General features: G+C 61.7%; 10 protein-coding genes. 6 read left to right on the top strand and 4 right to left on the bottom strand.

What is annotated here, in order from left to right; translation table 11 throughout:
• Window positions 1-772: 772 nt before the first annotated feature.
• The 4 genes from EET67_RS21350 to EET67_RS21335 all read right to left on the bottom strand — a co-directional run bounded on the left by EET67_RS21350 (window position 773) and on the right by EET67_RS21335 (window position 5,843).
• A complete protein-coding gene (locus tag EET67_RS21350; protein ID WP_128628244.1) occupies window positions 773-2,572 on the bottom strand; it encodes an ATP-binding protein in 1,800 nt (599 codons plus the stop codon).
• A 101-nt stretch (window positions 2,573-2,673) separates the two neighbouring features.
• On the bottom strand, window positions 2,674-3,858 hold the full coding sequence (gene choV, locus EET67_RS21345) for a choline ABC transporter ATP-binding protein (protein WP_128628243.1): 1,185 nt from the start codon (window positions 3,856-3,858) through the stop codon (window positions 2,674-2,676).
• Window positions 3,855-4,709 carry a choline ABC transporter permease subunit gene (gene choW / locus EET67_RS21340; protein WP_128628242.1) on the bottom strand — a complete coding sequence of 285 codons (855 nt, stop codon included), beginning with the start codon at window positions 4,707-4,709 and terminating at the stop codon, window positions 3,855-3,857. Before choW ends, choV begins: the two co-directional genes overlap by 4 nt.
• A 186-nt stretch (window positions 4,710-4,895) precedes the next feature.
• The gene (locus tag EET67_RS21335) at window positions 4,896-5,843 is read right to left on the bottom strand and encodes a choline ABC transporter substrate-binding protein (protein WP_128628241.1); all 948 of its coding nucleotides are present in this window, start codon (window positions 5,841-5,843) and stop codon (window positions 4,896-4,898) included.
• A gap of 273 nt (window positions 5,844-6,116) precedes the next feature.
• Here EET67_RS21335 and EET67_RS21330 point away from each other — a divergent pair, with 273 nt between their 5' ends.
• The 6 genes from EET67_RS21330 to EET67_RS21305 all read left to right on the top strand — a co-directional run.
• Window positions 6,117-7,205, top strand: coding sequence for a coiled-coil domain-containing protein (locus tag EET67_RS21330; protein WP_128628240.1), 1,089 nt, complete (start codon window positions 6,117-6,119; stop codon window positions 7,203-7,205).
• Between the two features lie 417 nt (window positions 7,206-7,622).
• Complete coding sequence (locus EET67_RS21325) at window positions 7,623-8,768, top strand: hypothetical protein (RefSeq protein ID WP_128628239.1); 1,146 nt, start codon at window positions 7,623-7,625, stop codon at window positions 8,766-8,768.
• Window positions 8,769-8,927: 159 nt separating this feature from the next.
• Window positions 8,928-10,838, top strand: coding sequence for an AAA family ATPase (locus EET67_RS21320; RefSeq protein WP_128628238.1), 1,911 nt, complete (start codon window positions 8,928-8,930; stop codon window positions 10,836-10,838).
• A gap of 174 nt (window positions 10,839-11,012) precedes the next feature.
• A complete protein-coding gene (locus EET67_RS21315) occupies window positions 11,013-12,299 on the top strand; it encodes a DUF6638 family protein (RefSeq protein ID WP_165899992.1) in 1,287 nt (428 codons plus the stop codon).
• 12 nt (window positions 12,300-12,311) lie between these two features.
• A complete protein-coding gene (locus tag EET67_RS21310; protein ID WP_128628237.1) occupies window positions 12,312-13,436 on the top strand; it encodes a DUF2333 family protein in 1,125 nt (374 codons plus the stop codon).
• 139 nt (window positions 13,437-13,575) lie between these two features.
• Window positions 13,576-13,947: formate--tetrahydrofolate ligase (locus EET67_RS21305; RefSeq protein ID WP_128628236.1), on the top strand; the 372-nt coding region annotated here is incomplete at its 3' end.

The following is a 13,947-nucleotide window of genomic DNA, read 5'->3' as shown; positions in this document are numbered from 1 at the left end:
AGCACAGCGAGGCGGAGAGGGGGTACTTTTGAAGGAGGGCAATCCTCTTACGTCTCCATTGTGCATCCGGCACTGATGCCCCCTCTCCGGTTTGCTGCGCAAACCACCTCTCCCCCGCGTTGCGGGGGCGAGGAACCCAAGTCCTGTAAGGTTTTAGCCACAGTTTTCCGTTGCCACGCCCGCAAATTGCGTCTGGCCATTGTCAAAGAGCCGGGAAGCGGGGCGCTGGGCCGTGCCTTCCGTATAGTAAATACGTGGCGCGACCTTCGCGCCCCGCCGGTGCCTGTCCCGAAGTCGACCGGTCACAGCGCTCAAATCCCCCATTTTTCATGGGCGAAGAACGCCGCGGTTTCTCTGCAAGCCTGCGGGCCGGGCATTTGCGCTCAACCCCAGGCCCGCCGGCCTGTCTCGGGCCCCTGCGTGCCCATGGGTACCACGCCATGGGGGAGGGTCACCGCCGCCCTTCCTGATCCCGGTTCTAGACCCGGTTCCCGCAAGGGCAGTGCGACGATTATGGGAGAGGGCAGAAGGGGGTGGATAGAATTTTGGGAATTGCAGAATTGAGCAACGATTCGCGCAAAGAAACAGGCGAATATTTTCTACAAGGGAACGTCTCGATCCGACCGCATCTCGGTCGTTCCTAGCTATGCGGCCCTCTGGACGCCACCGTTCGGGGCGAATCGACTTGCCGCACCATCGGCTCTGTTTGCCGACCGGAAACCATTGGCGGTGAACAGGATATGCGGTCAATCGTTCATCCGCAGGCTAAGTCTTATGGCTTGGACAGCGAAGCGACCAGCCAGTCCAGCTCCGTGCGTGCGGACGAAATGATGCTAGCATACGAGTGCAGCGATATCGAATCGAGCAGATTGCGGGTGTCGAGTGTCACGGCACGCCCCTTGCCGACCATCACGATGTCCATGGTGGCAGTCGACGATAGCCGAGACGATAAGTCGTCTCGATACTTCTCTGCCTGGGATATGTCATCACGGGTGATGTTGTGCGACGGGCGCTTGAACTCGATCAGCAGGTACTTGTCGCCATAGTCCTGGGACAAAAGAAGGTCCGGACGCTTCGCAGCTCGGCTGCCTTTGAACGCCGTATTGCAATAGGTCTCGATAACCTTATGCAGGGTGGAGTTCGAGGACATCACCGAATATTTTCGGCCAAGAAGCCACAGGTTTGTTTCGAACGCTTTGTGGGCGTCCTTTTCGAGAGTTTGCGGATTCTGCACGAGCTGATCCAGGAAGTTGAGAAACTCCAGCCGGCGGGACGCTTGTGCGCCGATGGTAGCGAGTTCGATAAGGCCGAACTCCTCCAGCGATTCGGCGAATGAACCCACATCGCCCTTGCTCAACCTCCCGATGCGGTCGAGAACTGCCCAGTAGGTATCATGCTCCATGGCATCAAGCGCGACGTCGGCAATCGTCGTGATGCGATCCTCGCTCTCGCCATAAAACTTCTTCAGGATTCGGTTGAGGGCCTCCTCGGCATATTTGCGACGGTATTCTGGCAGCTTCGCAAGACGGTGGTTGATCTGCCTCTGAAGACGAGCCTTCTGGAGGCTGAGATCCTTGGCATGGGTCTCTTTTAGCCCCGCTTTGACCTGCGTCCGAACGTATAAGCGCGCCTCTTGGTAGGCCTTACTGTTCTCCAAGATGCTCCCCCAGTCCGCTGTGACGAAGTCCTCAACTCCCGATAGTTCGACTTCGCCGTAGACGCGCCGCGCAAGCTTGGACGGGATCTCCTCGTCTTCGTCCAGGCCGAACAGCATCGGCTTTCCGACCGCCTTGCCGTCGACCTTCAAGATTATTCCTGACGACCGCGGCAGGCGCTTCCCGTCGGCGATTGTGAAGTTCAGGGTCACTTCCCCAACGGTCGGTAGTTGAGCAGTTGTTTGGGTGGTTGTTCCGGGTACATCCTGCACCGAAAGCGGCAAGCCGTTGACAAAAACCTTGAAAGCGTCCTCCCGTCCATATTCGTAGATGAGAACCTCCCGCAAGCGATCTGGAGTCGGAAAGTTCAGTCGACTGTCGAGTTTGGTCAACGTAACTGTCGTTCCACTGTCGACATCATTGATGTCATCCTCGATGAACGGCAGAGGCACAGCCTCAAGGTCTTTTTGGTTCTCGACCAGTTCGTTCTTGTCGATTAGGAGCGTGCATCTGCGCCGCCGCGCTACGGTGACGACTTCCATCCGACTGGCGATCGTAAGGCCGGCGAACTTGCCGATCCCCTTACGTCCCTTGACTTTCCGGTTGAACTTGTTCGTTCGTTCGCCAGTGCGAGTCCTCTTGTCACTTGCTATATTTAGGTACTCGCCACGTACCTCTGACGCTGTCATTCCCGTGCCATCGTCGCGGACTATGACGGCGTCATCGGTTAGTGGTTCGGGAAGGATGATCCAGACATTATTGGCGTCGGCGTCCCAGGCATTGTCGACGAGTTCCTTCAGTGCCGCTTCGCTAGATCGATACGTTTCACCTAAAACTCGTGTCAGCCGCGTGTTCACCGCGAAGTGCGCGATCTCGTTCACCCATCCCCCCGATACTAATCGTTGCAGCAGCTTCATAGCAGTCAATTCCGACGACGCCTAATGGCGGGCCGCTGCCTGACCGCTTTCCACCCCAATATTCGCCAATGGTGCCGCAGTGGGTTCTATCGCCCGCGCCCTCACTTCCTCAACACCGCGCTCAACACATCCCTGATCCCGATCGCTCCCACGAAGCGCGACGAGTCATCGAACAGCGCCACGGGAGCCGTCTGGCTGCGGTTCATGGCAAGCATCACCGTCTTCAGCGTGGTGCCGGCCTTGGCCCAGAAGACGCGCGGCGCATCCGGCGGCAGCGTCTCGACCTCGTCGCAGGAGACCCAGATCGCCGGCTGGCCGTTGCGCTCGGCCGCCGTTACCAGCCCGTCGCTGTCGAGGCGGAAGCGCGTGGTGCGGCGCCGGTCGAGCCAGACCCAGCCGGGCTCGTCCGACGGCTCCAGGTCGCGCCGGTCGCGCATGACGTTCCAGGCCGTCAGCACCGAAAGCGGGTTCACATTGGCGATGAAGTCGCTGACATAGTCATTGGCCGGCTTGAGCACGATGTCTTCGGGCGTGCCGGTCTGCACGATGTGGCCGCCCTCCATGATGGTGATGGTGTTGCCGATCTTCAGCGCCTCCTCCAGATCGTGGCTGACGAAGATGATGGTCTTCTTCAGCTTGGACTGGAGCTGCAAAAGCTCGTCCTGAAGCTTGGTGCGGATCAGCGGGTCGAGCGCGGAAAACGGCTCGTCCATGAGCAGGATCGGCGCCTGGGTGGCGAAGGCGCGCGCCAGCCCCACGCGCTGCTGCATGCCGCCGGAAAGCTCATGCGCGTATTTCTTGGCCCATTGCTCCAGCCCGACCAGCTTGAGCTGGGTGGCAACGCGCTCCTTGCGCTCGGCCTCCTTGACGCCGGAAAGCTCCAGCCCGAAGCCGACATTTTCCTCCACCGTGCGCCAGGGCAGAAGGCCGAACTGCTGGAACACCATGGCCACGCATTCGCGGCGGATCTTGCGCAGCTCGTTTTCGCCGCAGGTGACGACATCGGCCTGCCAGCCCTTGTCATGCACGATGACCTCGCCTCGAGCGACCTCGTTTAGCCCGTTGACGGCGCGCAGCAGCGTCGACTTGCCAGAGCCCGACAGGCCCATCAGCACGGATATCTCGCCCTCTTTGACCGTGAGGTTGCAGCCGGCGCAGCCAAGCACGGCGCCGGTCTTTTCCAGGATCTCGGCGCGCGAGGCGCCCTTGTCGATCATCGCCAGTGCCTCGGCGCGCGCCTTGCCGAAGACGATGTCGACATTGCGGAAATCTACAGCGGCGGTCATTTGGCGCCTCCCGTGCCGATGCGGCTCATGCGGTCGAGAATGATGGCGACGATGACGATGGCCAGGCCGGCTTCAAGGCCGAGCGGGATATTGACGGAGTTGAGCGCCCGCACCACCGGCTTGCCAAGCCCGTTGGCGCCGATCAGGGCGGCAATGACCACCATGGACAGGCACAGCATGATGCACTGGGTAAGGCCGGCCATGATGGTCGGCAGGGCGGCGGGCAGCTCGACCTTCCACAGGAGCTGGCGCTTGGTGGCGCCGAAGGCCTCGCCGGCCTCCAGCATCGGCGTCGGCACCGAGGTGATGCCGAGATAGGTGAGCCGGATGGGCGCCGGACAGGCGAAGATGACGGTGACAATGAGGCCGGGCGCAATGCCCAGCCCGAACAGGATCAGCACCGGGATCAGATAGACGAAGGTCGGCATGGTCTGCATCAGGTCGAGGATCGGCTGCAGGAAGCGGTAGCCGCGCTCGCTATGGGCGGCCCAGATGCCGATCGGCACGCCGATGGCCATGGAGGCGGCGGTGGCGGCCACCACCAGCACCAGCGTCTCCACCGTTTCCTTCCACAGGCCTTGATTGACGATGAAGAGGAGCCCGAGCGCCACGGCGATGGCGAGCTTCCAGGATTTCTGCAGATACCAGGCAAGGGCGGCGACCAGCGCCACCACCACGATCGGCGGCAGCCATAATATGCCATCGACAAGACTGTCGAGGACGACGGTCAGGCCGTTGGCGATACTGTCGAAGAACCACTCGAAATTGACGGTGAGGAAGTCGAAGAACTGCTTGCCCCAGCGCCCGAGCGGAATCTTGAAACTGGCGATGAGTGCCGAAACGGGATCCACGAAGCCCCTCCTTCATGTTGGATCTGGAGCTTGATCCCGAAAAGTGGGCACTGGTTTTCGGAAAAGATCATGCTCCATCAAAGAGATGGAATGTGACGCCAATTCAAGGAAACGTCATCTTATTTTAGCGCGGCGGCCGATCCTCGCGGGTGGCCGCCGCTCAAGCTCATGGCAGATGCCGGCGCGTCAGAGGCCGAGCGCCGACTTTACCGCAGCAGCCGCATCGCCGCCATCGAATGTGGTGACGCCCGAAAGCCAGGGAGTGACGGCATCCGGATTGGCCTTCAGCCAGGCGGTGGCGGCAGCCTTGGGCTCGGCGCTGTCATTGAGGATCGCGCCCATGATCTCGTTTTCCATCTGCAGCGAGAAGACCATGTTTTTCAGCAGCGCGCCGACATTCGGGCATTCGGTGGTGTAGCCGGCCCGCACATTGGTGGCGACGGTGGCGCCGCCGAAATTGGGCCCGAACACCTCGTCGCCGCCGGTCAGATATTTCATGTCAATATTGGCGTTCATCGGGTGCGGCTCCCAGCCAAGGAAGACCACGTCCTGCTTGGAATTGGCCGCCTTGCTGACGGCCGCCAGCATGCCGGCCTCCGAGCTTTCCACCAGTTCGAAGCCCTTGAGGCCGAACTTGTCCTGCTCGATCATGTCGAGGATCAGGCGGTTGCCGTCATTGCCGGCCTCGATGCCGTAGATCTTGTTGCCGAGCTTGTCCTTGAACTTGGCGATGTCGGCAAAGTCCTTCAGGCCCGCATCATAGACATAGGTTGGCACGGCGAGCGTATATTTGGCGCCTTCCAGATTGGTGACGATAGTCTCGACCGACTTGTCTTCCAGATAGGGCTTGATGTCGGCTTCCATGGTCGGCATCCAGTTGCCGAGGAAGACGTCGATATCCTTGCTCTTGAGCGAGGCATAGGTGACCGGCACCGACAGCACCTGCACGTCGGGCGTGTAGCCGAGCGCTTCCAGGATCACCGAGGCAGTTGCCGTGGTGGCGGTGATGTCGGTCCAGCCGACATCGGAGAAACGCACGGTCTTGCAGCTTTCGGGCTCGGCGGCGAATGCGCTTCCAGAATAGATCAGGGCCGCCATACCCAAGGATATGGCGAGTGATTTGGTCGGCGACATGGAATTCTCCCATTGTAAATCTTGGCGACGCGGGTTGCGGCTTTTTCTTCCGCGTGGGGCCTAAACCCAAACATCATTTTGCTGTGGTTTCAAGCGGTAAGGCAGAAGCTTGCACGTCGCAGACTATTCTTTCAGCGACATTTTCGCCGCATCGGCAACGCCTGCCGCAAGGAACGAACCGAGCGGCATTGCGCACGGCGCTGTCTTTCAATGAAAAGGCGCCGCTCCTATATTGGCGGTCCGAGCGGATGTGAGAAACGAGGAGGAGGCCGGATGGCGACGCTGCAGAATTTCGATGCCGAGATTGCCCGCACCAAGCAGGCCGCCGAGGACATGCGCGCCAGGATCGAGCAGTCCGGCGCGCTCCTGGAGAAATTCGCCCAGGCCGACCAGAAGATCGGCGCCGCCGATTTCGACATCGAAAACGCCCGCATCGAGGACGTGCTCAGGCAGCAGAAGGTGATGGAAGGCAACATCGCCGACCTGATCATCGGGCTGGAGGACGCCACCAACGTCTTCGGCGCCGAATTCGAGAGCATGAAGAACTATACGGGCTGGGAAAACTTCATCGGCCTGTTTTCGGCCCGCAGGAAGCAGCGCATGCGTACCGACCGCGTGCGCAACATGTCGCTGGCCGGAAACCTGCAGGAGTTGCTGACGAAATCCGACACCATCGTCGGCATATTGAAGGCGCAAAAGCAGGTGCTGGATTCGCGCTACAAGACCTCCGAGACCAGCCTTGCCCAGGTGATCGAGCGCCGCAAGGCAACGATGGGCAGCCTGGAGGCGACGCAAAAGCGCATAGAGGAGCTGAACCCGCTTCTGCTCGACATCGAAAACCGCATAGCCGCCTCGACCAGCCAGAAGGAGCGCACGGAACTCGAAGGCGAGCGCTCCAGGCTTGCGACCGAATATAACGAGGCGCAGGCCAAGGAGCAGGAACTGCTGGCCGAGAGCCAGACGCTGGAGCGCTACACCTCGATGTTCCAGACCTTCGTGGATTCGCTCAACAACCAGATCGCGGCGCAGAATACGCTGATCAACAAGCTGACCATCGATACCGAACAGCGCATCGTGCTCTACAAGGCGCTGGAGGATTCGCTGAAGACGGCCGCCCAGCAGGAAGTGGCCCATCGCATCAACACGCTCGGCAGCCAGGTCGACAACACCGCGGAAGAAACCATGGCGGGCATCGGTGCGGCCGCGCAGAAGCATATTGGCGACCTGCTTGAACTGCATGAGAAGAACATGGTCGCAACCGCCGACATCCAGCGGCGCAAGAAGCTCGCCGACGACGCTTTTGCCCGCCGCTTCGAGGACGTGATGAAGAAGCACGACGCCTCCGCCTATGTGCGGGCGTGAACGACAGGCAATAGCCTTGCGCGTCATGACACCCCCCTCTGCCCTGCCGGCTATAGCTGGCCTTTTACCCTCCCCCTTGTGGGGAGGGTCGGCGAACGATCCTTGCAAAGCAGGGTTCGCGAGACGGGGTGGGGGTCCGAACAAGGCCAGTGAACTTTTACACCCACCCCGATCCTTACGGATCGACCCTCCCCACAGGGGCAGGATAGTTGCATATAACGGGACCGACCCCCACTCCGCCTCGCTTCGCTCGGCACCTCTCCCCCTCAAAAGGGGAGAGGAAGGGTGCCAGCCTTGCGGACAGCGTTTCCTCTCCCCCGTCGACCGGGGGAGAGGTGGTTTGCAAAGCAAACCGGAGTGGGGGTCGAAACCCAAATGCGATAGCCCTCTCCACAAGGGGGAGGATGAGGCTGTACCATGACCGCCGCGACCGACGACGCCACGCGCTATTTCGCCGCCATCCGCGCAGCACTCGGCGGGCTCGAAATCTTCATGCGCGACGACCGCTCGCCGCTCTACAAGCATGGGCTGGTTGCCGGCATCGTAGCCGAATACATCGCGCGGCTGGAAAAATCCTTTGCCTGCTGGCACAACCGGCTCGGCTTCATGGAGAGCTTCCGCATCGGCCGCGCCGAAAGCGGCTTTCCGGTGTTCCAGAATGTGCTGGAGCTGGAAAACGACCGCCGCACGGCCAGCGAGCGGCTGGCCACCATTCCCAAACCGACGGAACTGCGCGCCGAGATGGCCGACTTCATCCTGCGCCACAAGGAATTTCCGACCGCCCTGCAGCGCTCCATGGCCGAGCGGCTTTATCTGGAGGATGTCGATGGCGGCGAGACCTTTGCACCTTTCCTGCTGGCGCAGACGGCCAAGGTGTCAGTCAATCCCAAGACGCAGCGGCCCTATTATCTGGTGCATTGGGCGGCATTCGACGGCAGCGCCAACCTGCCGCTGGTCTATATGCTGACGGTCGAGGATTCCTCTGACGATATCGTGCGCCAATTGGTGACCGGCGACGGCAGGCTCAACGACAAGGTGGAAATCCCGCTGCCGGTGGAAGGGCTGCTCAATCCGGAGCTTGCTCATCGCTTCGACGATTTCACCGAGAAGAATTCGGCCTATACGCTGTCGCCAATGACGATCGCCTCCAATCTCGACAAGGATTTTGCCGAACTTCATCCCAAGCAGCTGCGGCGCGTGGTGCTGGGTCCGTTCTATTCGGCCGGCATCACCGAACACAATTCGACAGTCAGCGGCGTGCTGTCGAAAGTGCGCCGGCCGCAGGATGCCTGGCTGCTGACCTGGACCATCCAGGAAGTCTATTCCAAGGGCGAGAAACCCGGCCGGCGCGGGCTGTGGTCGAGCGAGCCTTCCTCGGAAGAATTCTTCATCAATACGGATGATCTGGAAGCCGCCCGCCAGGGCGTGAGCCATTACGAGAAACACGCGCTCATTCCACATGAGGCCTACCAGGCACTCTATGCGGCCGGCGAGGCCGACAAGATATTCGGCGGCTTCAAGGTGCATATTTTGTCCAAGGGCCGGGTGATTTCGGATGTGTGAAGCCCCCTCACCCGGCCTCCGCTTCGCTCGGCCACCCTCTCCGGGAGAGGAAATCGGAAAGGCCGCAACCTTCCTCTTCTCCCCGACGGGGAGAAGGTGGCCCGAAGGGCCGGATGAGGGGGTATTTCGGCGCCCAGCCAGTTGCATCGGAGGCTTTCCATGGACACCGGCCTGACCACCATCGCCGAAGCCGATATCGAAAAGCACAACGCGACCGCGCAGGGCATGATCACGCGCATCGTGGTGCTGGAGGACGGAGGCGGGAAATCCGGCGCCGCCCTTGCCGGCACCGGGCGACGCTTCGTGCCGACCATTTCCACCGGCTCGGTGCGCAAGACGCGCGAGGTGGAACTGTCGAAGACGGTGGCTGCGCTGCGATCCGGCGACCCGCTGATGAGCATCGCCCAGCACACGCTGCTCTACCGGGTGCGCAGAGGCATCGCGGTGGCACTGGCGATTGCCGACGTGTTTGCCCGCAGCGGCGAATTGGAAAGCCTGCAGGCAAAAAACACGCGCGCCCCGCTGGAGGGCGAGGACGCGGCCCATTTCAAGAAGTTGCTGTCGGCCTCGGCCTATGTCTCGGCCTTCAGCCTTGCCTCCTATCTGGCGCAGCTGATCGACGGCGAAGGCGAGCCGCCCAACGATATCCATGAACCGGATTTCCTGTTCGACACGCCGCAGGATGCGCTGAAATCGCTGGTTGCGGGGCTGGACGGCGCGCTTGAAGGCGTCAAGGACGATACGGAATTGACGACGCGCGCCCGCGCCTTCGCGCGCATCACGATCGAAGGGCTTTTGACGCGAAAAGGCCGATTCGACGGGCTTGGCGCCTTCGAGAACGCACATATCCGCCTCGACGCCGATGATTTCACCCTGGACGGTTTCGACGTCGCCCCCGGCCGCAAGGCCCGGCCGCTGGTGATGACCTTCAAGAAGCCGAACGAAGTGGTCGGCAACCACATCGCCAAATATCAGTCGATCAAGCTCGCCAAGATGCTGATGGCCTATGATTTCGAGCGCGAACTGAACCCCTTCGTCGAGCTTGGCGGCTTCCTGTTCACCTTCATCGGCGACGGCTCGCCCGGCACCGGCAAGACCACGCTGATCCAGATGATCGCGGGCCTGCTCAACGATTATTGCCAGGTCGCTTCCTACCCCTTCGTCTATGAGAATTTCGGCGTCGACCAGATTTCCTCCTATCAGGGCAAATCCGGCCAGAGCTGCAAGCAGTTCATCACCAATGTGCTGAACCCGCGCGCCATCGGCTTCGGCACGGTGGACGACATCGACCAGGTGGCGGCGCGCCGCTCCGACGACCGGGCATCCGCCGGGCAGCAGGAAATCACCGGCGTGCTGATGGAGGCCTTTTCGGGTGCCTCGACGGTCATCCGCGGCAATTGCTCCTTCGGCATGTTTTCCAACTATCCGGAGAATGTGGACGACGCGCTGCGCCAGCGCGCCGGCGCCCGCTGGCTGGTAGACGGGCCGCAGAGCCGCGACGACTATATCGACATTTTCACCCTGCTCGCCGGCAAGAACCACCAGATCCCGCTCGGCAAGCACGATCTCTATGCCGCGCAGGAGATCAAGCGCGCCGTAGCGGATGCCTATGAGGGCCACGACCGGCCGCAGGAAGACGGGCTGATGCAGGTCCATGAGCGCTTCATGAAAGAGAATGGCGCACCGAAGACGCTGGCCGATATCGGCACCTATCTGCATATGATCAAGCAGGCCGAGCCGCGCCTGACCGGAAGGGCGATCAAGAACATCACCGACGCCATCAAGATGCGGGCGATGGATATCGAACTGCCGGACGAGTGGTTCGAGAAACCGGAAGCCTTCATGCACAAGGGCTATGACGACAAGAAGGCGATGATCGAGGAACTGCGCGGGCCGTTCTCGATGACAATGGTGATGCAGGAGATCAACCGCTACGCCGACAGCGAGTTCCGCTATTCCGACCGCGCCGACGATGCCGCGGTAGAGAAGATGATCCGCGATGCCCGCCTGCGCGAGCGGGCGGCGAGGGAGATGGAGGAGCGCAAGGCCAAGGGGACCTGGGATGCGTGAGAAGGCCCCCCTCTCCGTCTCGGGCTTCGCCCTCTACACCTCTCCCCAAAGGGGCGAGGAACCCAAGCTGGAAAGGCGCCGGCACTGCGGCAGCGTTTCCTTGCCCCTTTGGGGAGAGGTGCCGAGCGTAGCAAGGCGGAGAGGGGTTCTCCCCGTGAACGGGGAGAAGGAATAGTGAACCTCCTGCGCGACAATGAGCTGATCTATGGCAGGCTGCTGGCGGTCGAGGCGCCGCATCTGGTCGAGCGCTATAACAAGGCGCTGGCGGCCTTCGGCCTGACGCAGACGAAACTCGCCTCCTTCGAGATCGACCGCAGCGGGTTTTCCCCGCAGGTAGCCGAGGAACTGGGCGACCTGAACTATCTCGATCCCAACCAGGTCAACCGCCGCTTCGTCATCCTGACGCCGGCGCAGGCCGAACTGCCGGTGGTACATACGGCGTTTTCCAACACCTCGCAGCTTCTCTACGAATTCTTTTCCAGGAATTCGCGCGCCATCGATGCGCTGACGATCAAGGACGTGATCTATGGCGAGATCGAGGATTCGGTCGCCATGGTGGAGGATATCGAGGACCTGTTGTCGATCAGCCAGGTCGAGTTCCGGGTGCTGTCGGCCGAAGACGTGCTGGGCAAGGCGGCCGAGCTCGGACGGCTGGTCGACCGGCTGAAACAGGAGCCCGACGCCTGGCGCGACGACGCGATGCTCAATCAGATGGTGGAACTCGCCAAGGTCTGCGGCGACATCCGCGAGAACGCGCTGGTGCCCGACCAGGTGATCTTCCGCCACAATGCCTTCTGGACCAGCCATTTCGGCGGACTCTATGTCTTCGTCGATCCCGACATGACGACCGTGATCAGCGATCCGGCCGCACCCGGTTTCCGCCGCTCGCGACCCTGGCAGGTGAGCTACCTGTCGATCCACGACGCCGACCGCGTCTTCCATTTCCTCGCCTCCACCGGCCGTCTCGAACTGCCGCGCGCCTCATGGATCGAGGCCTCGGACTATCTCGAGCACCGCGCCGAAATGGCGATCCTGGCGCTGATCCGTGAGGCTGAACCGGAACGCGACATCGCCAATGCCGACAAGGTGTGGCTGCAGACCTGGATCCACGGCCATGCCGATATGATCAATCGCGACGGCATTTTCCCGTTCCTCAACGCGGCCAAGCGCGAGATCAGGCAGCTTGGCCAGATGCGCATGGAGGAGGTCGCCCCGCAGCATCGCTTCCAGGTGGTGCGCGCCAAGCCGAACCACCCGGACGCCTGGCTGACCAGCCGGCTGATCTCCGATTTCGTGCCGGCGGATTTCGTCTCGCGCTATGTCTTCAACAAGCAGGGCTTCTACACGGATTACGAGAAGCTTTCGGAGCCATGGCGATCCTTTGTTGTGGAGCGGCTGAAAACCGCATATCTGAACGACAAGGAGGCGTTGCGACGGCGCCTCTACGGCCTGACCGATTGAGGAAGACCAGCCATGCTTGATCCGATCGTGAATTTCGTCACTCGGATTTTCCAATGGATCGGCCGCTTGATCGGCCTGCTCATCGGCATCATCCTGTGGCCCTTCATGTGGGTCGGCCGCTGGTATGGCCAGCGCGGGCTGATCCTGAAGGCCGTCGGCGCGGTCATCGTGCTGACGCTGGTGGGCATGTACGGCTATTTCTTCTACGTCACCCAGTTCTGGAGCAACTTCAATCCGGACTATCCGGCAGAGCTGGCTCAGGCGCGCGAATCGACCGGCGCCGGGGACCCGGTCAGCTCGGCCGCCGGCGCTACCGGCCAGCCGGCGCAGAGCTGCAAGCCCTCGGCAATTGCCGGCACCACAGCCGATCTGGTCGATTTCAACGTCAACCAGAACGCCTGGATTTCCTCCATGGTGGTCTCCAAGCTCGGCCTGTTCGGCATCGAGTGGCGCAATACGCCCTTCTTCGACAACAAGGCGGCCTTCCAGCTCGGCATCAATCAGGTGATGCGCCGCACCACGACGGAGCTGGTAGATACGCTCGGCCGCGTGCGCGGCACCTCGCAGATCGACCAGAACCTGCAGGACGCGCGCACCGCGCTCGCCTGGAGCGAGACCGCCTGGTATATCGGCTTGCGCGGCCCGACACGGCCGACGCCCAGCGTCTATCGCGAGGCCATCGCCAAGCTGCGCGCCTTCAACTCCAGTCTCGAAAAATGCGGCGCCACCTTCGACGCGCGCGCCGACAATCTGATGCAGTTCCTCGACCGCATCGCCGGCGACATCGGCTCCACCTCCGACATATTGCGCCAGCGCATCGAAATCTCCGACGCCGGCTGGTTCGACATGCGCGCCGACGACCGCTTCTGGTTCGCCTATGGCCAGCTCTACGCCTATTACGGCATACTTGTCGCCGCCCGCTCGGACTTCGCCGCCATCATCGCCGAGCGCAACCTGACGGCGCTGTGGACGCGCATGGAGGGGCAGTTGCGCGCCTCGCTCGACGTGCAGCCATGGATCATCTCCAACGGCAACGAGTCGAGCGCCTTCTTCCCCTCGCATCTCGCGACCATGGGCTTCAACCTGTTGCAGGTTCGCTCCAACATCGTCGAGCTGCGGTCGGTGCTGGATCGCTGATCCGGACGCGGCCTGCTTCATTTGCGACTCTCGCATCCTGTCGCTTTTTGTGCATTGCACGCCTGTTTTGGGACGGCCAAGCCGGCTTGCAACGCGCTTCTATCCACACTCCGTGACCAGTCCAAAACAGGGAACATAGATGGCAGAGATCAAGTCGGACATTGAGATTGCGCGTGCGGCGAACAAGCAGCCGATCCAGGCGGTTGGCGAGAAGATCGGGATACCTTCGGAGCATCTGCTGCCCTATGGCCATGACAAGGCCAAGGTCTCGGCCGCCTTCATCAGAGAGGCGCAGGGGAACAAGGACGGCAAGCTGATCCTGGTCACCGCCATCAACCCGACGCCGGCCGGCGAAGGCAAGACCACCACCACGGTGGGCCTGGGCGATGGCTTGAACCGCATCGGCAGGAAGGCGATCATCTGCATCCGCGAGGCCTCGCTCGGACCGAACTTCGGCATGAAGGGCGGTGCGGCCGGCGGCGGCCTGGCCCAGGTCGTGCCGATGGACGAC

It is taken from the genome of Borborobacter arsenicus (assembly GCF_003934165.1).
GTDB lineage: Bacteria > Pseudomonadota > Alphaproteobacteria > Rhizobiales > Rhizobiaceae > Pseudaminobacter > Pseudaminobacter arsenicus.
This window is presented reverse-complemented; position numbering and strand designations above follow the sequence as displayed.

What these genes read in the sequence shown, in the direction of transcription:
- choV (WP_128628243.1), bottom strand. Translation starts at nt 3,858, where the DNA reads ATGACCGCCGCTGTAGATTTCCGCAATGTCGACATCGTCTTCGGCAAG.
- EET67_RS21310 (WP_128628237.1), top strand. Translation starts at nt 12,312, where the DNA reads ATGCTTGATCCGATCGTGAATTTCGTCACTCGGATTTTCCAATGGATC.
- EET67_RS21330 (WP_128628240.1), top strand. Translation starts at nt 6,117, where the DNA reads ATGGCGACGCTGCAGAATTTCGATGCCGAGATTGCCCGCACCAAGCAG.
- EET67_RS21335 (WP_128628241.1), bottom strand. Translation starts at nt 5,843, where the DNA reads ATGTCGCCGACCAAATCACTCGCCATATCCTTGGGTATGGCGGCCCTG.
- EET67_RS21350 (WP_128628244.1), bottom strand. Translation starts at nt 2,572, where the DNA reads ATGAAGCTGCTGCAACGATTAGTATCGGGGGGATGGGTGAACGAGATC.
- EET67_RS21320 (WP_128628238.1), top strand. Translation starts at nt 8,928, where the DNA reads ATGGACACCGGCCTGACCACCATCGCCGAAGCCGATATCGAAAAGCAC.
- EET67_RS21325 (WP_128628239.1), top strand. Translation starts at nt 7,623, where the DNA reads ATGACCGCCGCGACCGACGACGCCACGCGCTATTTCGCCGCCATCCGC.